Annotated in this window: 21 protein-coding genes; 7 read left to right on the forward strand and 14 right to left on the reverse strand. The window is 58.8% G+C overall.

From position 1 onward, the window contains the following. Nucleotides 1-6: 6 nt before the first annotated feature. The 6 genes from FHP24_RS14470 to FHP24_RS14495 are packed head-to-tail and all read right to left on the reverse strand — an operon-like array spanning nucleotide 7 to nucleotide 6,552. Nucleotides 7-906 (reverse strand): carbohydrate kinase family protein, encoded by a 900-nt coding sequence (locus FHP24_RS14470; RefSeq protein WP_139676884.1) that lies wholly within the window; start codon nucleotides 904-906, stop codon nucleotides 7-9. Continuing rightward, nucleotides 903-1,946, reverse strand: a complete 1,044-nt coding sequence (locus tag FHP24_RS14475) for an ABC transporter ATP-binding protein (protein ID WP_139676885.1) — start codon at nucleotides 1,944-1,946, stop codon at nucleotides 903-905. The genes FHP24_RS14470 and FHP24_RS14475 overlap by 4 nt, the downstream gene beginning before the upstream one ends. Then, nucleotides 1,946-3,460: an argininosuccinate lyase gene (gene argH / locus FHP24_RS14480; protein ID WP_139676886.1), complete on the reverse strand. Its 1,515-nt coding sequence runs from the start codon at nucleotides 3,458-3,460 to the stop codon at nucleotides 1,946-1,948. Before argH ends, FHP24_RS14475 begins: the two co-directional genes overlap by 1 nt. 5 nt (nucleotides 3,461-3,465) lie before the next feature. Then, nucleotides 3,466-4,308 carry a carbohydrate ABC transporter permease gene (locus FHP24_RS14485; RefSeq protein WP_139676887.1) on the reverse strand — a complete coding sequence of 281 codons (843 nt, stop codon included), beginning with the start codon at nucleotides 4,306-4,308 and terminating at the stop codon, nucleotides 3,466-3,468. Further along, a complete protein-coding gene (locus tag FHP24_RS14490) occupies nucleotides 4,305-5,258 on the reverse strand; it encodes a carbohydrate ABC transporter permease (RefSeq protein WP_139676988.1) in 954 nt (317 codons plus the stop codon). The genes FHP24_RS14485 and FHP24_RS14490 overlap by 4 nt, the downstream gene beginning before the upstream one ends. Nucleotides 5,259-5,286: 28 nt before the next feature. Then, nucleotides 5,287-6,552: an extracellular solute-binding protein gene (locus FHP24_RS14495; protein WP_139676888.1), complete on the reverse strand. Its 1,266-nt coding sequence runs from the start codon at nucleotides 6,550-6,552 to the stop codon at nucleotides 5,287-5,289. 247 nt (nucleotides 6,553-6,799) lie between these two features. On the opposite strand from FHP24_RS14495, the gene FHP24_RS14500 reads away from it, so the two are divergent. The 7 genes from FHP24_RS14500 (at nucleotide 6,800) to FHP24_RS14530 (ending at nucleotide 15,636) form a co-directional block, all read left to right on the forward strand. Next, nucleotides 6,800-8,020: an ROK family transcriptional regulator gene (locus FHP24_RS14500; RefSeq protein WP_139676889.1), complete on the forward strand. Its 1,221-nt coding sequence runs from the start codon at nucleotides 6,800-6,802 to the stop codon at nucleotides 8,018-8,020. A gap of 23 nt (nucleotides 8,021-8,043) precedes the next feature. Further along, entirely contained in the window at nucleotides 8,044-10,446 is a 2,403-nt protein-coding gene (locus FHP24_RS14505; protein ID WP_139676890.1) for a PIG-L family deacetylase, read from the forward strand. A 115-nt stretch (nucleotides 10,447-10,561) separates the two neighbouring features. Further along, the gene (locus FHP24_RS14510; RefSeq protein WP_139676891.1) at nucleotides 10,562-11,383 is read left to right on the forward strand and encodes a bifunctional allantoicase/(S)-ureidoglycine aminohydrolase; all 822 of its coding nucleotides are present in this window, start codon (nucleotides 10,562-10,564) and stop codon (nucleotides 11,381-11,383) included. 144 nt (nucleotides 11,384-11,527) lie between these two features. Continuing rightward, complete coding sequence (locus tag FHP24_RS14515; RefSeq protein ID WP_139676892.1) at nucleotides 11,528-12,328, forward strand: NAD-dependent epimerase/dehydratase family protein; 801 nt, start codon at nucleotides 11,528-11,530, stop codon at nucleotides 12,326-12,328. 84 nt (nucleotides 12,329-12,412) lie between these two features. Further along, the gene (locus tag FHP24_RS14520) at nucleotides 12,413-13,846 is read left to right on the forward strand and encodes an aldehyde dehydrogenase family protein (protein ID WP_139676893.1); all 1,434 of its coding nucleotides are present in this window, start codon (nucleotides 12,413-12,415) and stop codon (nucleotides 13,844-13,846) included. 138 nt (nucleotides 13,847-13,984) lie between these two features. Beyond that, nucleotides 13,985-15,043, forward strand: coding sequence for an AI-2E family transporter (locus FHP24_RS14525; protein ID WP_139676894.1), 1,059 nt, complete (start codon nucleotides 13,985-13,987; stop codon nucleotides 15,041-15,043). A gap of 158 nt (nucleotides 15,044-15,201) precedes the next feature. After that, complete coding sequence (locus tag FHP24_RS14530; protein ID WP_139676895.1) at nucleotides 15,202-15,636, forward strand: hypothetical protein; 435 nt, start codon at nucleotides 15,202-15,204, stop codon at nucleotides 15,634-15,636. A 66-nt stretch (nucleotides 15,637-15,702) separates the two neighbouring features. Here FHP24_RS14530 and FHP24_RS14535 read toward each other — a convergent pair whose 3' ends face one another. From FHP24_RS14535 to FHP24_RS14570, 8 genes are all read right to left on the reverse strand, one after another. Next, nucleotides 15,703-16,368 (reverse strand): response regulator, encoded by a 666-nt coding sequence (locus tag FHP24_RS14535; protein WP_139676896.1) that lies wholly within the window; start codon nucleotides 16,366-16,368, stop codon nucleotides 15,703-15,705. Further along, on the reverse strand, nucleotides 16,365-17,765 hold the full coding sequence (locus tag FHP24_RS14540) for a sensor histidine kinase (protein WP_139676897.1): 1,401 nt from the start codon (nucleotides 17,763-17,765) through the stop codon (nucleotides 16,365-16,367). Before FHP24_RS14540 ends, FHP24_RS14535 begins: the two co-directional genes overlap by 4 nt. Nucleotides 17,766-17,959: 194 nt before the next feature. Further along, nucleotides 17,960-19,312: an LLM class flavin-dependent oxidoreductase gene (locus FHP24_RS14545; RefSeq protein WP_139676898.1), complete on the reverse strand. Its 1,353-nt coding sequence runs from the start codon at nucleotides 19,310-19,312 to the stop codon at nucleotides 17,960-17,962. Nucleotides 19,313-19,344: 32 nt separating this feature from the next. Further along, entirely contained in the window at nucleotides 19,345-20,097 is a 753-nt protein-coding gene (gene hutC, locus FHP24_RS14550) for a histidine utilization repressor (RefSeq protein WP_139676899.1), read from the reverse strand. Beyond that, nucleotides 20,094-20,885, reverse strand: coding sequence for an amino acid ABC transporter ATP-binding protein (locus tag FHP24_RS14555; RefSeq protein ID WP_139676900.1), 792 nt, complete (start codon nucleotides 20,883-20,885; stop codon nucleotides 20,094-20,096). Before FHP24_RS14555 ends, hutC begins: the two co-directional genes overlap by 4 nt. After that, entirely contained in the window at nucleotides 20,882-21,550 is a 669-nt protein-coding gene (locus FHP24_RS14560; RefSeq protein ID WP_139676901.1) for an amino acid ABC transporter permease, read from the reverse strand. The genes FHP24_RS14555 and FHP24_RS14560 overlap by 4 nt, the downstream gene beginning before the upstream one ends. Next, nucleotides 21,547-22,188 (reverse strand): amino acid ABC transporter permease, encoded by a 642-nt coding sequence (locus FHP24_RS14565; protein ID WP_139676902.1) that lies wholly within the window; start codon nucleotides 22,186-22,188, stop codon nucleotides 21,547-21,549. Before FHP24_RS14565 ends, FHP24_RS14560 begins: the two co-directional genes overlap by 4 nt. A 91-nt stretch (nucleotides 22,189-22,279) precedes the next feature. After that, on the reverse strand, nucleotides 22,280-23,089 hold the full coding sequence (locus FHP24_RS14570) for a transporter substrate-binding domain-containing protein (protein ID WP_394344626.1): 810 nt from the start codon (nucleotides 23,087-23,089) through the stop codon (nucleotides 22,280-22,282). Nucleotides 23,090-23,129 lie beyond the last annotated feature (40 nt).

A 23,129-nucleotide genomic window follows, 5' to 3' on the forward strand; every position in this document is an offset into this window, starting at 1 on the left:
CCCTCTTCAGGTCGGCACAAGAGACATGTCGAAGCCGCCCGGCGACTGCACCGCGAGGCTTCCCGAGCGGATACCCGCGGTCAGGCAGGCGAGTGGTGAGCCTTCATCTAGCCAAGCGTCGATGAAGCCGCCATTGAAGGCATCGCCGGCGCCGGTCGTATCCACCACCGGTACGCTATCCGCCGCCACATGAAGCATGTTGCCGTCCGATATCGTCCAGGCGCCTTGCGCGCCGCCTTTTAGGGCGACGTGCGGAAACGTGCTTGAAAGCACTCGCAACGCTGTCTCGGGGTCGCTCGATCCCGTGATCGCTTCCGCTTCTTCAAGGTTGGGAAGGAAAAGGTCGACCCCGGCGCAGGCCTGCAGCAAGCCTTTGTCATAGATCAGCGCTGCGTCCCAGCTTGGGTCCAGCGAGACACTGAGGCCTTTGCTTTTCGCTCGCTGCACCAGATCGGGGATTTCGTGAAGCGTTGCATATTCGGCGATGTGCAGGTGTTTCGCCTCGGGCCAGCTGAATGCATCGTTCAGGGTTGATGGTATGGCTGCCCCTGCGCGGCGTGTCAGGAAAGCGCGTTCCTTGCCGATGACTGCCGCAACGGTGACTTGCGGGCCCGCCTCTGCGGCATGCTCGACGAAACGAAGATCCACACCGCTTTTTGCTATCTGCCGCCTGGCATCGCCTGAAAGAACGTCGGTTCCAAGTCTTGCGACCAGCGCGGTTTTGCGTCCCGCATGAACGAGGTGCGCGGCCGAAATGAAGGCGCCGCCACCGGCTGCAATCTGCATGTCATCGGCAAAAAGTTCGCGCCCCAGCACCGGAAGCTCGCTCAGGCCGGTGAAGATGAGGTCGCAATAAATCCGGCCGATGCTCAGCACCGCGGACCGCTTGTCTGTATCGGTCATCATGAACGGCTCAGGAGTTTCTCTGTCTGGGCATCGAAGATGTAAAGGTTGCCGGGTGCTGCAGTGCATGTAAGTGTGGTATCCACAGCCGGCACGAACTTGTCTCGCGCAGTGGCGATGACCGCAGTGCCGTCGATGTCGAGATGCACGAGGGTTTCGGGACCAAGCGGCTCGACTGCCGTCACTGTGCCGGTCAAACTGAGAGCTGTTTTATCGTCCGATGCGGTCGCGCGAACGATAAGGTCATGCGGGCGGACACCGATCAGGATGTCGCCACCGGAAGCGACCGAGACGGTTGCATCATTCTTGCGGCCCGGCAGCAGGTTCATCGAAGGGCTGCCGATGAAGCGGGCGGTGAATACATCGACCGGGCTCTCGTAAAGCTCCGTTGGCGTGCCGACCTGCAGGATATGTCCGTCCTTCATCACCACGATCCGGTCAGCCATAGTCATGGCCTCGACCTGATCGTGGGTCACATAGACGGTCGTCGTCTTCAGCCGCTGGTGCAGACGCTTGATTTCAATGCGCATCTGCGAGCGAAGCTGTGCGTCGAGGTTGGAAAGCGGCTCGTCGAACAGAAAGGCGGACGGATCACGCACCATGGCGCGGCCGATTGCGACACGCTGGCGCTGACCGCCGGAGAGGGCCGCGGGACGTCGGTCGAGCAGGGCTTCCAGCCCGAGAATACGGCCCGCATCCTCGATGCGCCGGTTCTTCTCCGCCTTGTCGAGTTTCGATGTGTAAAGCCCGAAACCGATATTCTGGCGCACCGTCATATGCGGGTAGATCGCATAGTTCTGGAAAACCATGGCGATATTGCGCTGCTTCGGCTCGCGTTCGTTGACCACCTCGTCGCCGATCTTCAGCGTGCCGTCGGAGATCTCCTCAAGCCCGGCGATCATTCTGAGCGTCGTGGACTTGCCGCAGCCGGAAGGTCCGACGAAGACGACGAATTCGCCATCGGCGATAGAAAGATCGATACCCTTGACCGCCTCGACCTTGCCGTAGCGCTTGATCAGTTTTGTCAGTTCAATCGTCGCCATCAGCGGCCTCCCATCAGAGCGGCAAATTTGTCTTCGAGTTCGGCCGCAGCGGCCGCCTCGTGATCCTTGGCCTGTTTCGCTTCGGCCTCGAAGGCCGCGAGGCGTTCGCGATAGGCGGCAAGAGCCGCCTGCATCGGCCCCGGTGCCGGGCCGCCGAAGCGGTTGCGAACGGCAACGAAATGTTCAGGTGAGACGATCTCTTCGAATTTTGCCGGATCAAGGGATGGCTTGCGACCGGTCGAATGTTCAAAGGCCGTGATGAAAGGTGGGTAACCGTCATCGACCAGACTGCCCTTTGCCGCAACGACGCTTTTGGCGGTTGCCGCAGCGATTTCGTGCGCCTCGCGGAAGGACAGTCCTTCTATGCGCACGAGGGAATCGGCAAGCTCGGTGATGGTGATGCAGGAACGGCGGATGTTCTGGTCCACCCGTTCCGGATCGATGCTGATCTGGGCGATCAGCGCAGCCAGAAGATCGAGCACGCGGGCGGCCGACGCGAAGGCGTCGTAGCCCATGCCCTGGGTCTCGCCTTCGCTGTCGTTCATGTCGGTGAACGGCGTGTTGTGCATCACGTCCAGCACGGTGCGGGCGCGGCCAAAGGTCTGGCTGGCAAGGTGACGCAGATGCTCGATCGGGACCGGATTGCGCTTCTGCGGCATGATCGAGGAGATCTGCACCAATGCGTTCGGCACGTAGATCTGGCCGACTTCGAAACTCGTCCAGAACTGGAAATCCTGAATGAGGCGACCCAGATGCAGGAACATAAGCTCGATCGACGAGTAGGTGGAGGTCGTATAGTCCACCGCCGCGATGCAGGAATAGGAATTGCGCAACGGCGCGGAAAAACCGAGCAGTTGCGCGACGCGTGCTCGGTCGATCGGGAAGCCTGACGTGGTGATTGCCGCAGCGCCCATCGGCGACAGATCGACGATCCTCCTCGCTTCGGCAAACCGCTCGATATCGCGGATCAGCACTTCGATGGCAGCGGAAAGATAATGACCGAAGGTCGTCGGCTGCGCCGGCTGGCCGTGGGTATAGGCGACGATGAGGGTAGATTTCTGCCGGTCCGCGGCATCGATCATAGCGGTGAGAAGCAGGTGCGCTTTCGCCATCAACACGTCGATCTTCTCTTTCAAGCCGAGCTTGAAGAGCGTGTGGTCGATATCGTTGCGCGAGCGGGCGGTATGCAGACGGCCGGCGACATCGACGCCGATACGGGCCTTCAGCTCTTTTTCGATCAGGAAGAAGAAGTCCTCGACTTCGCCGGTATAGACGAGCGTTGCCGGATCGACCTCGCGGTCGATGGCGACCAGTGCTTCGGCGATCCTGGCTGCGATGGCGCGATCGAGAATTCCGGTTTCCACAAGCATGACCAGGTGAGCACGGTCGATGCGGCGGAAGCCATCGACGTGATGGTTTTTCGCGCCGTCGAAGAGAGGGCGCAGCACCGTTTCCTTATAGACCGGATCGGGGAATTTACTGGTGTCGGAAAGGCGCGGGTCTTTGTCCGCCATGGCTTTTATCCTTTCAGGCCGGCAAGCATCACACCGCGGACGATGTAGCGCTGCAGGACGAGGAAGACGATGAGGGTCGGAAGGGTGGCGATAGCAGCACCCGTCATGATCATTTCCCACTGGATGGACTGCTCGACGGCAAAGCTCGAAAGTCCGACCGGCAGCGTATAAAGTTCCTTGCTGGTGGTGACGATCAATGGCCAGAAGAAGGCGGTCCAGTTACCGAGGAAGGTGAAGATGGCAAGCGCCGAGAGCGCCGGCGTGACCAGCGGCATCGCCACCTTCCACCAGATCTGGAATTCGTTCAGGCCATCGACACGCGCCGCCTCGATGAAGTCGTTGGGAACGGTTTCGAAGAACTGCTTCATCAGGAATGTGCCGAAGGCGGTCATCATGCCGGGAAACATGATGCCCCAGTAGCTGTCCAGCCAGCCGAGCTGGCTCGACATCAGGTACCACGGAATGACCAGCATCTCGGTCGGGATCATCAGCGTCGATAGAATGGCGATGAAGATGAAATAGCGCCCGCGGAACTCGAACTTGGCAAGCGTGTAGCCGACCAGACTGTCGAAGAAGCAATTGGAAATGGTGACGGTGACGGCCACAAACATGGAATTGAGGAACCAGCGCATGAACCGACCGTCGGCCAGGACCGAGATGTAGTTCGCGAGCGTTGGCGCCGCCGGGATCAGCCGGAGATCATAGACCTGATCGGCGGTCTTCAGCGAGGTGGAAAACATGAACAGCAGCGGCGAGATCATGATCAGCCCGCCGATGAACAGCAGCGTCCATGTAATGATCCGTCCGGGCCTGATATTGGCGTGGGAAAGTGCCGGCGTATCTGTCATTTCTTTTCCCTCAGGATCCAGAGCTGCAGCAGCGAAACGATCAGCAGAATAGTGAACAGCACCACCGTCTGTGCCGCCGCATAGCCCATGGCATAAGAGCCGAAGGCGGTCTGGTAGATCATCAGCACCAGAGGCTTGGTGGAGCCGAGCGGTCCGCCGGGATCATTGGTGGTCATGTTGTAGACCTGATCGAATATCCGCAGGAAAGCGATCGAGGAAAAGACCACGAGGAAAACCGTGGTGGGTTTCAGCAGTGGAAGAGTGATCTTGCGCAGGATCGCCCATTCGCCAAGACCGTCGATCCGGGCGGCTTCGTAGAAGGTTGTCGGGATGGCGCGTAGTCCGGCCATGAAGATGATGACTTGGAAACCGAGCCCGGCCCAGATGGCCGTTACCATGACGGAAAACAATGCCTGGTCGGTCGAGCGGATGAAGGGCTGCTGCGGAATGCCGACGATTGCCAGAACGTCGTTGATCACGCCGATCGGTGGCGGTTGGTAGAACCAGCGCCATACCCAGGCCATGGCCGCGGCCGTGGTCAGGTAGGGTAGGAAATACAAAGCCCGAATGAAGTTGTGCATGAACCGCACACGGTCGAGGAAAAACGCGACCGTAAAGGCGATGACCAGACTGAGTGGTGTTCCTATAATGAGATAGGTGAAGGTATTGCGGAACACCTTCCAGAACTGCGGATCCTTGAACAGCTTGATATAGTTGGCAAAGCCGACAAATTTTGCCGGTCGTACCAGATCCCAGTTTGTCATCGACAGGTAGAAAGCCTGGAATGTCGGATAAAAGCGGATGATGGCGTAAAACAGGATGGGGATCGCCAGGAACCCCCAAACCCAGAGCAGCCTTCTGGTGCGCATCGAGAAGCGGTCTGCGGGCATAGTCGCCGCAGTCCCGCCGGGGCGGCCGCTCGCCGCCCCCTGCAGATTGTCCGTTCCCATCATCAACTCCGCTTTCGCTGATCGGCGTTTACGGCTTGGCCGCGTCGATCATTTCCTGCTCGGCCTCGGCCGCCTGCTTGACCGAATCCTCCGGCGATTGTCCTTCGAGGAGAACGCGGTTGGTCATGTCGATGGCGTTCTGGCGCTGGCCGAGTTCGTCCTTGAACATGGTCGTGTGGGCGTATTCCAGGCCCTTCAGGAACGGTCCGTAGATCGGGTCCTTGAGGTTTGCGTCGGTCAAAGCGGCCGAACGCAGGGCCGGCAGCTCGCCGACGACCTTCAGCCATATCGCCATGGCTTCCGGCGAGGTGAGATAGGTCAGGAATTTCTTCGACGCTTCCAGTTCCTCACCGGTCGTCTTGGCACCGATGCCATTCGCGAAATAGCTCGCATAGTTGGACCGGAGACCATCCTTGTTGGCTGGAAGCTCAGTCACGCCCCACTCGAAATCTTTGATCGTCGAGAAGGCGCCGAGACGAAAGGTGCCGTCGATGGTCATGCCGGCTTTACCGGCGCGGAACGCGGCCTGCCCTTCGTCCATGAAGCCGGCGGCCCCGATCTTCTTTTCCGTCTGCAGGCTGGTGTAGAATTTCAGCGCCTGGGCGCCTGCCTCGCTGTTATAGGTAACCTTGGTATCGTTGTCGGTATAGGGTTCTCCGCCGAACTGGCGGACCAGCACTTCCCGCCACCACTGGTGATCCTGGCCCGTCATGTCCAGCGTAGAACCTGCGACGGTGACGTTGCCGGCTGCATCATGCTTGGCGATCTTCTCGGCCGCGGCGACGAATTCGTCCAGCGTCTGCGGCGGCTTGCTCGGATCAAGACCCGCTTCCGTAAACAGCTTCTTGTTGTAGAAGAGCGCCAGCGAACGCACGGCGGTCGGCAGGCCGTAATAATTGCCGTCGCGCTTCATCGCGCTGACGATCGGGAAGAATTCCTTCTCGATCTTTTCATGCGGGAACGCATCGGCCGGCAAGGGTTGAAGAATGCCGCCGGCTGCGAACTTGTCGAGCCAGCCATAGAAGAGCTGCATCACGTCGGGACCGTTGCCGGACATATTGGCTGCAATCACCCGCGTCTGGTAGTCCGCATAGGGAAAGGTGACCTGCTTGACGGTGATATCCGGATTTTTCGTCTGGAAGTCGGTGATGAGCTGATCCATCGCCTTCACGCGTGTGTCGAAGACGTACTGCCAGTATTCGATTTCCACTGCCTGTGCCGCGTTGAACGCGAAGGTGCTGAAACCGGCAACGAGCCCGGCCAGCAAGACTGACTTGCGCATGTGAGCCTCCATTTACCCCACCGGTTCTTCCGGTTTTCGGGGTGCGATTGTTCCCTGCATTCGGCCGCGTGACGCCCGATGCGTTGTTGTCTGAGCGGACCGATCCGATGGATGCATCCGGTATCGCGGGTACTTTCCCGACTGCCGTAAAGCTTCCTTGACCAGGTCGGTTTGTCAATAAGATAATTTACTTGAATTATTATATTTGCGGTGGCGTCTGCTTTGAACCTATGGTTTGAAAGTGGAAGAGGTTGCAGAAATGACGATTCACACGATCGGCACACATCCCGTGGCCATCGGGAAAAATCCCGAGCGAAGCCGTGATCACAACCGCCGGGTGGTGCTCGATATCGTGCGCCGGCACGGCTCGCTGGGTCGCGCACATATTGCCAAGCTTACCCAGCTGACGCAGCAAGCGGTCGCCAACATTGTCGACGAACTGATGGGCGAGGGGCTGTTGATGGAAACCGGCCGGCTGCGCTCCGGTCGCGGCCAGCCGCCGATCCAGTTCGCTGTCAATCCGGACGGAGGTATCACCATCGGCGTGGAGATCGCGGCAGACCATATGGTCACGGTCGCACTCGATTTTTCCGGCAGTCTCCGCGGCCAGCGGATTGCGCCACTCAAGGATACGACGCCCGGCTCCATTCTCTCGCTCTTTTCTCGCGAGTTTTCCGGTCTGACGGGATCGCTTGGCGGTAGACTGCTCGGGGTCGGTGCCGTCATGCCTGGCCCTTTCGAGATTGACGGGATGACATCGGTCGGGCCGACGACGCTTTCAGGCTGGGCGGGTGTCGATGCGGCCGAGGCGCTGAGCGAAGCGTGCGGCCATGCGGTTGTGGTCGAGAACGATGCGACGGCTGCGGCTGTCGGCGAGCGCCTGTTTGGATCCGGCCTCTCCATCTCCAATTTCTGCATGATCTATTTCGGTGTCGGCCTTGGCCTGGGCATCATTCAGGATGGCGCGCCATATCGTGGCGCCTTTGGCAATGCCGGCGAAATCGGGCATGTGACCGTCGTGCCCAAGGGGCGGCTTTGCCCCTCCTGCGGCCAATGCGGTTGCCTGGAAGCCTATGCCTCCGTCTATGTGCTTAAGCAGCAGCTTGCCGCCATAGGCATTGCCGATAGCGAATTTGCTGATCTGGAGCGATTGCATGCAGAGAGCAATCCGACCGTGATGGCATGGATAGAGGACGCGGCCACCTATTTCGGGCCGATGGTCGCCATGCTGGAAAACATTCTCGACCCCCAGACGGTTATTCTGGGTGGGGCTCTGCCGGACGCAATTATCGACGATATCGTTGTTCGCATGGGTGTTTTGCCGACCTCCGTCGCCAGCCGCAGGCAGCGCGAACTGCCACGTGTCATGCGCGGCAAGACCGGTCAATTGACCGCAGCACTCGGCGCCGCGGCCATTCCCCTGTTCGACATTGTTACGCCGAAACTCGAGATTTCACCCGGAAACACGATTTCAGCCTGAACGCATAATGAGGTGGTAGTCCCATGTTGAGCGCGCGCGAACGTATCGAAAAACAGATGGCCACTCCCGCTCTGGTTCGGCTCCACCGCAAGCTTTCACGGTTGAAATCGACTGTCACGGTGATGAATACCGGCGCCCATCCGGATGATGAGCAAAACGGCCTGCTCGCACTCTTGCGGCTTGAGTACGGTATGAGAGTGATCGTCGCCTGCTCGACGCGCGGCGAGGGAGGGCAGAATGCCCTTGGCCCAGAACGGCATGGTGCCCTGGGTATGCTGCGCTCGCGTGAGATGGAAGAGGCGGCGCGGATCATCGATGCGGATGTTGCCTGGCTTGGACATGGTCCTGACGATGCAGTCCATGATTTCGGGTTCTCCAAGGATGGCGATGCGACTTTCTCCCGCTGGGGTGAGGCGCGGATCGTTGAACGCCTTGTGCGAGCCTATCGGAAGGACCGGCCGGATATCGTCATTCCCACCTTTCTCGATGTGCCGGGGCAGCATGGCCACCATCGGGCAATGACCCGCGCCGCCGAAGCTGCCATCGCGCTGGCTGCAGACGCGTCGGCGTTTCCGGAACACTTTGCAGACGGCCTGACGCCCTGGACAGTCAGCAAATATTACCTGCCCGCCTGGTCCGGTGGGGGCAGCACCTATGATGATGCCCTGCCGCCGCCCGATGCGACCATCACTGTGGCGGCTTCGGGATGTGACCCCGCAACCGGTGCCGAATATGGCCGCATCGGCGAATGGTCGCGTTATTTTCATGCGTCTCAGGGCATGGGCGAGTGGCCCGCGCAGGCAAAGTCGGTATGGCCGCTCCATCTGAAACTGACTGCTGTCGGCAATGACGAGGAGCAGTTGATATCCGATGGAATCCCTGCATCACTTGCGCAGTTAGCAATCCTTCCCGGTTTGCCGGAAGAGGTTACGGTAGCGCTCGATGCCGCCGCGACCGAAATCGGCGCTGCAATCGCTGCATTTCCGCATCGCCAATCTATCATTTCCCTGCTGACGCAAGCTGCCGGCCATCTGGAGATTGTCGCAACGCAAGGTCCGCAAGAGTTTCTGGCTTTGCATAGCCACCGCATCCAACGCAAGCGCACGGAAGTGGATGCTGCGATCCTGGAGGCGGCCTCTATATTTGACCGGGTTTCCGCCGATCCGCCCTCGATTGCCGCGGTTGGACGCTCGGTGCTGACTGTGGAACTGGGGGAGGGTGCCGGCGAATACGAGGTTAGCGTCTCGCCTGTGCTGCCCGTAGGTGTTGCCGCGGAACTGACATCATCCCGTCGTGGGCGAACTTTCCTGCTGACAGCCGCAGCAGATACATCACTCTCGGGCCTGTTCCTGCCCGGCTGGTCGGCTCTCGGCGGCAATGGCCATGCTTATCTCCGGGTTTCTGCCGAGATAGAAGGTCGCAATGTCGCCGGGCTGTTCGATCTGGAGGAACAATTCGCCGTATCGGCTGCACAGACGCTGAAGCTTTTCCCTGATGCCCTGCTCGTGCCTCTTGGCACGCCACGTACTGAATGGCCGGTCAAAGCCGATCTAACTGGCGCGCCGGCAGAACTTTCCTTCGATGCACCCGTTGGCTGGGCCGTGAAGGCCGCTGCAAATAACTGGACAGCGACGGCTCTGGGTGCGGTTAAGCCCGGTCTTTTTAGCATAAAAGCGAAGGTCGACGGCCAACCGGCATTCGAAGCCGAAGCCATGTCTTACCCTCATATCGGCCGGGTGGACTTTCGTCGTCCTGCCGCGCTGAATATCCTGGCGCTGGACCTGAAACTGCCTGAAGGAGCCCGTGTAGGCTATGTCGGCGGCGGCGCAGATCGAGCTGGTCTCTGGCTTGCCCGCATGGGGCTTGATGTCGTTGAGCTGGATGCTTCCGGTCTTGCCGGCGATCTTTCGCAATTTACCACGATCGTTGTCGGCATCTTCGCCTTCGGGACTCGCAAGGATCTGGCGGCTGCAACGTCGAGGCTGCACCAGTTCGTGGAAAACGGCGGCCATCTCGTCACGCTCTACCATCGTCCATCCGATGGCTGGGATTCTGATGAAACACCGGTTCGTCGGCTGCAGATCGGTTCCCCCTCCGTCCGCTGGCGCGTAACGGATCCCGGAGCCGAGGTCACGGTGCTTTCGCCGGGCCATATGTTGCTTTCCGGCCCGAACCGCATTGGCCCGGAAGATTGGCAGGGATGGAACAAGGAGCGCGGCCTCTATTTCGCGTCGAGCTGGGATGAGGCCTATGAGCCTCTTCTTTCCATGCATGATGTCGATGAACAGCCCCTCAAGGGCGCCTTGCTCTCGGCCGGGATTGGTCACGGGCGGCACACCCACGTAAGCCTGACTTTGCATCACCAGATGGACCGGCTCGTTCCGGGTGCCTTCCGGCTCATGGCCAACCTTGTCCGGCCCGCCTGAGGCGCCAGTCATCTGTGCGAACAGCCTCGGCGAATCCGAGAGGGTTCAATCGTTTGCCGATTGATGAATCGGGTAGGCGCGCTTAAACCTTAGTCAGCATAATCAGGGAACAGACATGACTGACAGCAAGTATTTCAGTGCGGTCGGCGGATTGCCGCCACAGACGCAGCTTCTCACCAGCAAGGCCGTTTTCACGACCTCTTATGCGGTCATCCCCGGTACCGTGATGAGCGACATCGTTACCAGTGTTCTGCCGCATTGGGAAAAGACGCGGGCCTGGATCCTTAGCCGTCCACTCTCCGGTTTCGCCGAAACGTTTGCGCAATATATCGTAGAGGTTATGCCGGGTGGCGGCAGTAGCCGGCCGGAGCCCGATATTCGCGCCTCCGCAGCCATATTCGTCGTCACCGGCAATCTGACGATCGAGCTTGAAGGTAAGGCGCATAGTCTGCGGGAGGGCTCGTTCGCTTATCTTCCTGCCGGTTCGAAGTGGACATTGCGTGGTGAAGGCGACAAGGCCTGCCGTTTCCATTGGGTGCGCAAGGCATTCAAGGTCGTCGAGGGGCTCGATGCTCCGCCGGCAATTTTCACACATGAGGACGAATGCGTTCTCGATCCGATGCCGGATACCGAAGGTCGATGGGCGACGACCCGGTTCATCGACCCGTCCGACGTTCGCTACGACATGCATCTGAACATCGTCACGTTTGAACCGGGCGCGGTCATTCCATTCATGGAGACCCATATCATGGAGCACGGTCTCTACGTCCTTGAAGGCAAGGCGGTCTATCGCCTTAATCAGGAATGGGTAGAGGTCGAGGCCGGAGACTATATGTGGCTTCGGTCGTTTTGCCCGCAGGCATGTTATGCCGGTGGTCCCGGCCGTTTCCGTTACCTCCTATACAAGGATGTGAACCGCCACGCCGATCTCTGGTAGCGCGGGCGGCAACCGTCTTACGATGAGTTTAAGGCGTTAATAATAAACTTGTTGACGCAGTTCCTCTCACTTGTAGTATCTATTCGGCCGTCATGTATGACAACGCTGGCGCCCTGCTGGTGATGCCTGTCCTGGGGAGGATATATGCTGAAGAAACTGTTGCTGACGGGCGCTGCTGGTGGCGTCGGTCAGGGCATTCGTCCGCTGCTTTCGCAGCTGGCGGAGAGGGTTGTGCTGTCGGACCTCGGCAATGTCTCGGATCTCGGCCCCAAGGAAAGTTTTGTCAGATGTAATCTGGCTGATGCCCGAGGGGTTTTAGAGCTTCTGGAGGGGGTCGACGGCATCATTCATCTCGGCGGCGTGTCGGTCGAGCGATCTTTCGATCTTGTCCTTCAGGGCAATATTATCGGCCTCTACAATCTTTACGAAGCGGCACGGCATCAGGGCAAGCCACGCATCGTGTTCGCCAGCTCCAACCATGTCGTCGGTTATTACCGTCAGGACGAAAAGATCGACAATACGGTCTATCCTCGTCCGGATTCGCTCTATGGCGTCTCCAAGGTTTTTGGTGAGGCGGTCGCCAGCATGTATTATGACAAGTTTGGGCAGGAGACCCTTTCGCTTCGGATCGGCTCCTGCTTCGACAGGCCACTTAATCCGCGCATGCTGTCGACCTGGCTGAGTTATCGGGATTTCGTTTCCCTGTGTGAAAGAGCGTTTCTGACCCCACGCCTTGCGCACACGATCGTCTATGGCGCTTCTGCCAACGAGAAACCGTGGTGGGACAATGGCAATGCTGCATTTCTCGGCTGGCAACCGCAGGACAGTTCCGAAAAATGGCGCGTCGAGGTCGAGGCTGCGACCGGTGCCCAGGATCCGACCGATCCCACCGTCATCTATCAGGGCGGGGCGTTTGCCGGTGCTGGTCATCCCCACGACAGCTGATAACATCGCCCGCGGACGCCCATTCATTCATATGTCACGGCCATATGTGATCGCTTGGATCAGGCCGTTTGGGAAGGAAGCAATATGACCATCCATCAAAATCTCATCGCCGGCGAATGGGTCGGCAGCAACGGCTCGGAAAACGTCAATCCGTCCGATACCAATGACATTATAGGCGTTTACGCGCAGGCCACTGCGGATGATGTGAAGCAGGCAATTGCCGCTGCAAAAGCGGCTTTTCCGGCATGGTCACGGTCCGGCATTCTCGAGCGTCATGCAATTCTGAAAAAGACCGCGGACGAAATTCTGGCACGTAAGCAGGAGCTGGGTACGCTTCTCTCTCGCGAAGAGGGCAAGACGCTGGCCGAGGGTATCGGTGAGGTCACGCGTGCAGCGCAGATTTTTGACTTTTTTGCCGGCGAAACACTCCGGTTGGCAGGCGAGGTAATACCATCGGCAAGGCCTGGCATCGGTGTCGAGATCACGCGCGAGCCGCTGGGTGTCATCGGCATCATCACGCCCTGGAATTTTCCGATTGCCATTCCTGCCTGGAAGATCGCGCCGGCGCTCTGCTACGGTAATACGGTGGTTTTCAAGCCGGCGGAACTCGTGCCGGGCTGCTCCTGGGCGATCGTCGATATCCTGCACCGTGCGGGTCTGCCGAAAGGCGTGCTCAATCTGGTGATGGGGCCGGGATCGGTTGTCGGACAAGCCATGCTCGACAGCCCGGATGTTGCCGGCATTACATTCACGGGCTCTACGGGTACGGGCAAGCGCGTGGCGGCGGCCTCGATCGAGCATAACCGCAAGTTCCAGCTGGAAATGGGCGGCAAGAACCCGATGGTCGTGCTGGACGATGCGGATCTGAGCGTTGCGGTGGAGGCTGCTGCAAACTCGGGCTTCTTCTCCACCGGCCAGCGCTGCACGGCCTCTTCGCGCCTAATCGTTACCGAAGGCATCCACGACAAGTTTATTGCTGCCCTGACTGAACGGATGAAGAGCATTCAGGTCGGCCATGCGCTGAAACCAGAAACGCATATCGGACCCGTGGTTGATGTTCGCCAGCTGAAGCAGGATACCGATTATATCGAGATCGGGGTCAAGGAAGGCGCTAAGCTCGCGTTCGGCGGGGAGCGTCTCGAGCGGGATACGCCCGGCTTCTATCTCCAGCCGACGCTGTTTACCGAAGCGACCAACCAGATGCGGATCAGCCGCGAGGAAATTTTCGGCCCTGTCGTCAGCGTCATCCGCGTCAAGGATTACGATGAAGCACTCGCCATGGCCAATGATACGCCTTTCGGCCTTTCCGCCGGAATTGCTACAACAAGCCTCAAATATGCGACACATTTCAAGCGCAATTCGGAAGCCGGCATGGTGATGGTCAATCTGCCGACGGCGGGTGTCGATTTCCACGTTCCCTTCGGCGGGCGCAAGGCTTCCTCCTATGGTTCGCGCGAGCAGGGCAAGTATGCCGCCGAATTCTTCACCGTGGTGAAGACGGCCTACACACTGGCCTGATCATGACGGCGGTTATCGTTGCCGCCGTCGAAACATAAAAGACCGGTGATCGATCCGTCTGCAGAGTGAGATCTGTAGACGGATGCGTTTTGTGCGTTATCTCTGTCTGCGAAAACGACTCGGAAGCAGGATGGGATATTGGTGGTTCAGCGCGTCAGCTTTTATATCCTTCTGGTTCTTGTCACCTTGGCATTCATCGCGGTCCTCATCCCGTTTTATTCGGCGGTATTCTGGGCTGTCGTCTTCGCCATCATTTTCTTTCCCTTTTATGTACGGCTGGAGGCTGCACTTGGCGGACGGCGCAATGTTGCGGCCGTTCTGTCTGTCCTGATTTGTCTCTGCCTCGTCATCCTGCCGGGGCTGGGGATACTGGCATCTCTCATCCAGGAGGGAACGGGCCTCTATCAGAAGATTTCGAGCGGGCAGATCGACCTCAACCGAATGCTCAACGAAGTCGTGAACGCGCTGCCCGTCTTCATGCAGGATTGGCTGCAGAACCTTGAGACCGGAGGTTTCGCCGCTTTGCGCGATCGGTTTTCTTCCTCTCTCATGCAGGGCGGAAGTTTCTTTGCCGGACGCGCCCTGAATTTCGGTCAGAGCGCCGCCGAATTCTTCATTGCTTTCGGCCTGATGCTTTACCTGCTCTTTTTCCTGTTTCGCGATGGGCGCGCCCTGGCGGCGGCGATCCGGAGTGCAGCCCCCTTGAGCGATGAACACACCACCCAGTTCATGGCAAAATTTGCCTCGGTCGTCCGGGCGACGGTCAGGGGCAATATCATCATTGCCATCATGCAGGGGTTGATTGGCGGCGTCACGTTCTGGCTTCTCGGCGTTCAGCCGGCGCTTCTCTGGGGTGTGCTAATGGTTTTCCTGTCGCTGGTGCCTGCGGTGGGTGCAGCGCTCGTTTGGGTGCCGACGGCGATCTATCTCGCCGTCACCGGTGACATCTTGAAGGCTGCCATCATCGTTGCCGTCGGTGTGTTCGTGATCGGCCTCATCGATAATGTCCTCCGCCCGCCGTTGGTGGGTAAGGAAACGAAGCTTCCGGATTATGTCGTTCTGATCTCGACGGTTGGAGGAATTTCGCTTCTCGGGGTCAATGGCTTTGTCATCGGCCCGCTGATTGCAGCACTTTTCATCGCGGCATGGTCGCTTTTCGAAAAGGAGAGGGCAGGCGACGGCGGTGTGACCGACTGAGGTCGCATCCACCAAGCGTGGTCGGACTATGGTCCAATTGGGGCATTCGCAAAGGTCCGATGGCGGAACTATGACCGGGCTTAGATGTTGCATGATGGTACGCTACAACGTCTGACACTTGCGCGATGGAGGTCGCCATTCACTCCCGCCGAAAAATCATGTCCGGACTCATGCTGGCACTGTTTTCAGTTCTTGTGTCGCTCGGTGCCAGCTCGGCGATAGCGCGGAACGGTGGATCGGGCGAGGGAAATGGAGGAGACCGCGGCAATGGTGGAGGCGGTGATAGAGGCCGCTCCGGTCGGAGCAGCGGTGTAGGCAGCGGTAACGATGGTGGTGGTCGCGGTACCCGCGACACTAAGGGCGGCGACCACAACTCTGGCTCTTCGGTTGGAGCGAGATCAAAGCAAAGCCCCTCGCCGGACGATGCCGTCAACGCCGATAACGGCAATATCAGAGTGAAACACGGCAGTGGTATCGCGGAGGAGATCAATGATCGTGGCCGCTACGTGATGCGTGACCGGAGTGGCCGAACCATTGTAAACCGCGCCGCCACCCGATCCGATCTCGACCGATTGCGCTCATTGATCAAGTGAGCACCTACCCCTTGGCGGATCGACCCTTAAGTCTATCGGCCGTCTCAGCCTGATACCTGTATCCGATTAGGCCACCGGACGAACGGAAGCTTCGCGTATCGCCTCGTTCCAGGCAATCGCTGCGGCCGTTCTATTGCTGACGCTGAGCTTGCTGAAGATGCGTGTCATATGATGCTTGACTGTCTTTTCGTGCAGGTCGAGTTCGATTGCGATAGCCTTGTTGCTGAGACCTTCGGCAGCCAACCCCAGAACCTCGCGTTCCCGTGTCGTCAGGTCGCGCATGGCGGCAAACAGGCTGTCGTCGGCGACGGATACAGGCGGTTCCGCGAGAAGCTTTGCCGAAAGCGCCGGTGCCACATAACCCTCTCCAGCGGCAATCGAATGAAGGATTTCCGCCAGAGAGCTCGATCCAATACCCTTGAGCACATAGCCCTTGGCGCCGTCCTGCAAGGCCTGACGGATATCGTCGCTGGTTTCGGACACCGTGAGCATCACGATGTTCTGGTCGGGGCGCTCTGCAAGGATAGGGCCTATTGCACCCAGACCGCCACCCGGCATCGAGATATCCATGAGAAGAATGTCGGGTTGATGCCGCTGGGCGATTTCGATCGCATCGTCACGACTGCCTCCTTCAGCAACGATGTCGAAGCCGAGTTCGGTCAATGTGCGTGTCACGCCTTCCCTGAAGAGTGGGTGATCGTCGCATACGGCAACCCGTAGATCCGTCATCAATTTTTCTCCGTTTCGCAAATCTTCAAAGACATCGTCACCGTCGTACCATTGTTATTCGAAACGATGTCGAACCGACCGCCAAGGCTTTCGATCCGCTCTCTTAAGCCCGCAATGCCCAGGCTCGTCGGTTTCACCTTTGCCGGATCGAAGCCGGGGCCGGTATCGATGACATCCACCACAACGCAATCCTGTTCCGAACGTTGCAGTACCTTTTGACCCGATCCCGCCGCGTGCCGCCAGCCATTGTTGAGCGCCTCCTGAACGAAGCGATAGGTGCAGATTTTCTCCGCCGGGCTTGGCTGCCAGTCGACTGCGGCCATTGTAAGGGCGACGGGACTTCCGGTTCTTTCCCGGTGACGCTGCACAGCCTGCGAGATCACTTCGTGGAAATTTGCCGCTTCGATCTCCGGAAGAATGAGATCATGGCATATGCTACGGATCTCCCGCATGGCTTCCTGCAGGCTGGTCTTGATCGATGAGACTTCCGCCTCGCGCGTTTCGCGAAGCGCCTGAGCGCCCAGGATTGCCGGACTGTCGATGCGCAGGGATGCATAAGCAATGAGTTGCGCGGGCCCGTCATGCAGATCTGCGCCTAATCTTCTCAGAAACCGTTCGTTGATCGCTGTGGTTTTCTGGTTCGCCTTCTGGACGCGTGCATGCAGTTTCCGGTTCTGCTTGAGAAGATGGGAAAGTTCACCGACCCTGGCATTGAGAAGCCCGCGCTGAAGTTCGATGAGGCGACTGCCGCGAAAGACTATCAGGGACAATAGCGAGAATATCGCTGCGATCACGGCGATGACGGCCAGCCAGGCGCGCAATCTGGCGCTCTGAAGGCTCTGCTCGAAATCGGTTGCGACTTCATAGAATTCCGAAACCGCCACAACCTCACCGGACCAAGGTTGAAGGATGGGATTATAGATTTCCAGAAGCGGTTGCGTCTGGTCACCAAGGGCTTTCGCATCTTCCGAATCTATCTTGTTGAATTCAGAGACCATACGGCCCGAGAAGGCGGCTTTGAGGTTTTCGTTAGGGGTAAGCTTCTGCCCCATCAGTTTCTTGTCGTTGGCGTAAAGGATCGTGCCGTCCTTACGCCAGAGCCGGAACGAGATGAGACGCTGCCCCAGCGCTCCCTTGGACAGAGTCTCGTCTAAGGCGCGCTCGATCGACTCGTCCAACTTTTCCGTCGTCGTCATGTCGGGCAGGATCGGAGCGATAATGCTGTCGACGTAAAGGGCTGTCGATGCCGCAGAATTTCGTGTCACCGCCTCTTCTATGAGACTTGCGACAAAGGTGCCGACGATCAGCGTCGCGATAATCGAAATGAGCCCACCGGCGAGCAAAAACTGGCGGGCGAGTGACTGTCCGTTCCAATAGGCAACAACATTGGGTAGGCGCACGAAAGCCTCGGTGGGTGCAGTAGAAGAAAGTAATTAAGGCTCGGCTTCAAGGTGTCAATGGGGCATCGGTCCCGCTTTTTCGTCGGTACCGGCCAAAGCTTGAATCTGGGGTCGCAAAGGCGCCGATACGGGACAGCAAGTGCCGGGATATTGATAAGGCGCCGTCTGGCAGCGGCGCCTTATGTCATTTCTGGCTAGCCTTTTTGTCGGGCAGCCACATAGCGGTTTGCCGGCATGGAAAGGCCAAGATTTTCGCGAAGCGTCGAGCCCTCGTATTCTTCCCGGAAGAGCCCACGGCGGCGCAGTTCCGGCAAGACGAGTTCGGTGAAGTCAGTCAGGCTGGCCGGCAATGTCGGGAACATCAGGATGAAGCCGTCCGCGGCGCGTGCCTCGAACCACTCCTCCATGAAGTCGGCGATTTCGGTCGGCGTTCCGGTGATGCCGTTGCCTGTGCTTTTTTCGGCATAGTGGTGGATCAGGTTGCCAAGCGTGTGGCCCTGCTTGATGAAATCGGTCAATTCCTCGAATAGCGCCTTCGAACCTTTCGGTTGCTGCGGCAGGCGCTCCATCGGGAAAGGCTTGTCGAGTTCTGCCCCGGAAAGATCCGTTTCGAGGAATTCGCCCAGCATCCAGCAGCCGACATCGGGATGCAGGTTGTCGATCAGGAAATCGACCTTGGCCTGCGCCTCCGCTTTTGTCTCGCCGACATTGACGACGATGCCTGGCATCATCTTCAGGTCGTCCTCGATGCGGCCATACTTGGCCATTCGTCCTTTGACATTTCGGTAGAAGGCGCCATTCCGCTCAATGCTGGAGGCGAGGCTGAAGACGATTTCCGAGGTTCGGGCCGCGAGTTCCATCCCCGCTTCGGAACCGCCGGCCTGGGCGATGACCGGCCTGCCCTGCGGTGTCGATGCGATGTTCAGTGGTCCACGAACCTGGAAATGCTTGCCCTTGTGGTTCAGCGTGTGCAGCTTTTCCTTGTCGTGATAGATGCCGTTTTCACGATCGAGCAGAAGTGCGTCCGGCTCGAAACTGTCCCAAAGACCAAACACGACGTCGACGAACTCCTCGCCGCGTTCATAGCGGATCGCGTGGGGATCAAGGCCTTCGCGATTGAAGTTGTATCCGGTTTCGTCATGGTCGGAGGTGACGACATTCCAGCATGCCCGGCCTCCGCTCAGGTGATCGATGGACGAGAAGATACGGGCGATATTGTAAGGTTCGTAATAGCTCGTCGAGGCCGTCGCTACAAAACCGAGTTTTTCCGTCATGGCCGCAAGCGCGGTGATGAGCGTGAGCGGTTCGAAACGGTTCATCTTCGTCGGAGAGCGGGAGAGGGCTTCCGCATCACCGATAGCCGCGGCTGGCGAATCCGCGATGAACATGAAATCGAGCTTTGCCTGTTCCGAAATACGGGCAACATTGAGCAGATGGTCGATCTTGTTGGCGCCAGTGACGTCGGCGGCTGGATGCAGCCAGCTCGCGGGGTTGAAGCCGAAGGTGTAGACAAAGGTTCCGAGTTTCAGCTTGTCTTCACGTGCCATGGTTCCTCAACTCCTCTTGATCGTCTTGTCTGTCAGCCCGCCTGCGAAGGCGTGAAACGGGCGGTGAGCGTATGGCTTTTGCCGGGATAGGTCAGTCGAACCGAAGTCACCGAATGATCGAATCGCCAGGTTTGGCGCACGACGACCAATACCGGGCTACCGAGGGGAATGGCGAGATACGATGCCTCCGTGGTTCCCGCGCCGAGCGCCGCGATCCGATGCTCTGCAGCGCTCCAGGGTACATGTTCGAGAAGCCAGGGGCCGGGAGGCAGGGCTTCGAAGCTCTCCGTGCCGGCATCGGGAACGGCGTCCAGATTGATCAGCCGTTGCTCAAGGCAGAAAGGTTGTTCGCCCGCATAATGCAGGCAAGTGATATCGGTCACCGGTTTTTTTCGGAGAATGCCAAGAAGCTCGGCCTCCTGACTGTTTGCCGGCCTCACCGTTCGGCTCAGAATGCGATGGCTATAGATTTCGCCTGTCGCTTTCACCTCTTCGCGAATGTCGTAAATTTCGAGAATGGCGCTCTGGGCTTTCTGTGGAAGCACGACACTACCAACCTTGCGCCGTCGCTGTATGAGGCCGGCGCGCGCCAACTGCGTCACGACCTTGTTCACGGTCATGCGCGAGCACCCGTATTGTAACGCGAGCTGCTGTTCCGAAGCTATCTTGAAGCCGGGTGGCCAGCGGCCTGTCAGGATATTCTGCTCGATATCGGAGAGTATTCGCTGATGAAGCGAAAGCGGGGCCTCGGAAATAGGGTCAGCGATGAGATCTCCCTCAATCATGCGAGCATGCTGGCGCCACGATCAAGGTAGGTATCTAGGAACTGTTCGAGACGTGCATGGCGCGGTTTGGCGAATATTTCCGCTGGCGGACCTGAGAACAACAGCCGACCATGATCGAGGAAGCTGATCTGCTGGCCGACGCTGGCGGCAAAACCAATTTCGTGGGTCACGACCACCATCGTCATGCCCTCGCTCGCCAGATCCCGCATGACGTTGAGAACCTCGCCGGTTAGCTCCGGATCGAGTGCTGACGTCGGCTCGTCGAACAGCATGATTTTCGGTTCGAGCGCCAGGGCGCGGGCGATCGCCACGCGTTGTTGCTGGCCGCCGGACAGCTGCGAAGGGTAGTGGCCCGCGCGATTTTCCAGCCCGACCTTGCGAAGTTGCGCCATGGCGCGCTCTTCGGCTTCGGCTTTCGGCACTTTGCGGACGAGCTTAAGTGCTTCGCTGACATTACCGAGCGCTGTCATATGCGGCCACAGATTGAACTGCTGGAAGACCATGCCGGTCTTCGTGCGTACCGCACGGATCTGGTTGGCAGGCAGACGCTCGCGACGGCCGGTAGGGTCTTCGAAAAAGCCCAGTGCCTCGCCGTTGATGGTGATCATGCCGCTGGTCGGCTCTTCCAGAAAGGCAAGGCAGCGCAACAATGTGCTTTTGCCCGAGCCGGATGGGCCAATGAGGCAGGAAACCTTGCCTTCCGGTATCTCCAGGTCGATGTCCTGCAGCACGGCGGTTTCTCCGAACCGCTTGACGAGTTTGCGGATGGCGATGGCGGGTACACTCATGCTTTCGAAAACCTCAGTCGGGAGAGACGGTTTTCGGCCATACGGCCGAGCCGGTCGGTAAGTTCAACGATGACCCAGTAGACGATCGCAAGGATGAAGATCGCTTCGAGGAAGGCGTATTGCTGCGAGCCGATCGCACTGACAGTGGCGGTCAATTCAGGAACCGTGATGATCGACAGGACGGCCGATTCCTTCAGCAGAATGATTGCCAGATTGATTGATGGCGGCAACACGATCAGCGCCATTTCCGGGATTTGGATACGGCTGATCGTCTGGGAACGCGTCATGCCGAGGCATTCCGCAGCTTCCACGTGGCCGACCGGAACCGATGCGTAACCGGCACGGAACACCTCGCTGTAATAGGCCGCGCTATAGACCGTTAGGCCGATCAGTCCGCAAGGTATGGGATCGAGCATCAGGCCGACGAAAGGGCCGCCATAATACAGCAGGAAGATCTGGATCAGGAACGGAGTGCCACGCAGCATTTCCACGATGGTTCCGAGCACGGCATTGACGATCTTTCCGCCAAAACGCCGTGCAGTGGCGACGACAAAGCCGGCGACGACCCCGCCGAGCACGCCGGCAATCCAGAGCCACAGCGTGACGAACAGACCGCTGCCGATTTCCGGCAGCTTTTCGATGATGACCTGCGGATCGAACATCATGCCGAGGCTCCCTTCAGGGATCGTTCGGCGTAGCGGCCAAGCAGCGCGATTGCGGAATTTATGACGAAATAGATGAGCGCCGCCGAGGCGAAGATCGGGATCGGCTGATAGGTGCTGGAAGCGAGATCCTGCGCCATCTTGGTGATCTCAATGATCCCTACGACAGATACGAGCGAGGATGATTTCAGGATCATGATCGCCTCGTTCACCAGTGCCGGAAAAGTCAGCCTTATGGCAATCGGCGCGCGGATGCGTGCAAACGTCTGGGCACCTGTAAAGCCTGCAACATCGGCGGCCTCGATGAGCCCGCGCGGCACGCTGGCGAAACCACCACGGAGGTTTTCGGCCTGATAGGCCGCCGTGCAGAGCGACAAACCGATGATTGCGGCAACGATGCCGGGAACATTGATGCCGATTACCGGCAGCAGGGTGTAGATCAAAAGAAGCTGTACGAGCAGCGGCACGCCGCGGAAAAAGCTGATGAACAACCTTGCCGGCAGGATGTAAACCGATTTCCCGGACAGGAGCGCGGCGGACAGAAGCATGGCGATCACGAACCCGATCGCGATCGAGACCAGACTTATGCCAAGGGTCGAAAGAGCCGCTTCAAGAAGCAGCGTAAACAGTTTCAGCGTCATCGGCTACGCATCGTTGGTCGCGGGCGCAGAGCGCACGACGAGACGGAAGACAAGGGGATGCGCATTACGCATCCCCCGCATCGACGGAAGCTCAGAATGCCGGATCAGGCACCGAGTCGGGCGTATCGAAGGTCGTGCCGAACCACTTTTCCTGAAGCTTGGCCAGGCGGCCGTCTTTCTTCATCGCGATGATTTCGTTGTCGATATAGTCGAGCAAGGCCTTGTGATCGTCATCCTTGGTGCCGATGAAGCCGAAATAGGTCTTCTTGCCGAAAGCAGGCGTTACGACTTCGAAGGCGCCGTTGCGCTGCTTGGCGACGAAAGCGATGTTTGGAAGAGAGTTCGCGACGGCGACGACGCGGCCGGTTGCGAGGTCGGCATAGGCATCGTTGAACGAGACGTATTCGCGGACGGTGACCTTTTCCGAAAGCGTTGCGGAATATTCCTGCAGCTGTGCCAGCTGAGCGGTCGCCTTGCCGACGCCCACGGCCTTGCCTGCGATGTCTGCCGGCTTGGTGATCGAAGTATCACCGGCTTTTTTCAGGATGGCGACGGAAGCTTCGGCAACCGGTGCGCTCATGCGGTAGCGCGCGATACGCGCCTTGGTGATGGTTGCCGGGCCTGCGACGACATCGAACTTGCCGGCTTCAAGGCTCGGCAGAACGCTGTCCCACGGCAGCTCAACCCATTCGATCTTGACGCCGAGGTCCTTGCCCAGCGCCTCGAAAAAATCGACGTTCAGGCCCTTGTGTTCGCCGGCATCGATGAAGTCGAAGGGGGCGAATGCCGTTTCCGTGCCGACCTTGAGAACGCCTGCGGCCTTGGCTTTGGCCAGCACGTCTTCTGCATGAGCAGCGAGAGATGAAGTAAGCAGAAGGGCGCCGATTGCTGCAGCCTTCATCAATTGTCTTTTGAGCATTGGTGATTTCTCCGCGTTGTTC

The sequence above is a fragment of the Aliirhizobium smilacinae genome (genome assembly GCF_006335145.1).
GTDB lineage: Bacteria > Pseudomonadota > Alphaproteobacteria > Rhizobiales > Rhizobiaceae > Neorhizobium > Neorhizobium smilacinae.

Bases quoted from the DNA above. Each gene is read 5' to 3' on its own strand.
- FHP24_RS14495 (WP_139676888.1), bottom strand. From the start codon at position 6,552: ATGGAGGCTCACATGCGCAAGTCAGTCTTGCTGGCCGGGCTCGTTGCC.
- hutC (WP_139676899.1), bottom strand. From the start codon at position 20,097: ATGATTGAGGGAGATCTCATCGCTGACCCTATTTCCGAGGCCCCGCTT.
- FHP24_RS14505 (WP_139676890.1), top strand. From the start codon at position 8,044: ATGTTGAGCGCGCGCGAACGTATCGAAAAACAGATGGCCACTCCCGCT.
- FHP24_RS14555 (WP_139676900.1), bottom strand. From the start codon at position 20,885: ATGAGTGTACCCGCCATCGCCATCCGCAAACTCGTCAAGCGGTTCGGA.
- FHP24_RS14515 (WP_139676892.1), top strand. From the start codon at position 11,528: ATGCTGAAGAAACTGTTGCTGACGGGCGCTGCTGGTGGCGTCGGTCAG.
- FHP24_RS14520 (WP_139676893.1), top strand. From the start codon at position 12,413: ATGACCATCCATCAAAATCTCATCGCCGGCGAATGGGTCGGCAGCAAC.
- FHP24_RS14500 (WP_139676889.1), top strand. From the start codon at position 6,800: ATGACGATTCACACGATCGGCACACATCCCGTGGCCATCGGGAAAAAT.
- FHP24_RS14475 (WP_139676885.1), bottom strand. From the start codon at position 1,946: ATGGCGACGATTGAACTGACAAAACTGATCAAGCGCTACGGCAAGGTC.
- FHP24_RS14545 (WP_139676898.1), bottom strand. From the start codon at position 19,312: ATGGCACGTGAAGACAAGCTGAAACTCGGAACCTTTGTCTACACCTTC.
- FHP24_RS14560 (WP_139676901.1), bottom strand. From the start codon at position 21,550: ATGATGTTCGATCCGCAGGTCATCATCGAAAAGCTGCCGGAAATCGGC.
- argH (WP_139676886.1), bottom strand. From the start codon at position 3,460: ATGGCGGACAAAGACCCGCGCCTTTCCGACACCAGTAAATTCCCCGAT.
- FHP24_RS14490 (WP_139676988.1), bottom strand. From the start codon at position 5,258: ATGGGAACGGACAATCTGCAGGGGGCGGCGAGCGGCCGCCCCGGCGGG.
- FHP24_RS14570 (WP_394344626.1), bottom strand. From the start codon at position 23,089: ATGAAGGCTGCAGCAATCGGCGCCCTTCTGCTTACTTCATCTCTCGCT.
- FHP24_RS14485 (WP_139676887.1), bottom strand. From the start codon at position 4,308: ATGACAGATACGCCGGCACTTTCCCACGCCAATATCAGGCCCGGACGG.
- FHP24_RS14565 (WP_139676902.1), bottom strand. From the start codon at position 22,188: ATGACGCTGAAACTGTTTACGCTGCTTCTTGAAGCGGCTCTTTCGACC.
- FHP24_RS14510 (WP_139676891.1), top strand. From the start codon at position 10,562: ATGACTGACAGCAAGTATTTCAGTGCGGTCGGCGGATTGCCGCCACAG.
- FHP24_RS14530 (WP_139676895.1), top strand. From the start codon at position 15,202: ATGTCCGGACTCATGCTGGCACTGTTTTCAGTTCTTGTGTCGCTCGGT.
- FHP24_RS14470 (WP_139676884.1), bottom strand. From the start codon at position 906: ATGATGACCGATACAGACAAGCGGTCCGCGGTGCTGAGCATCGGCCGG.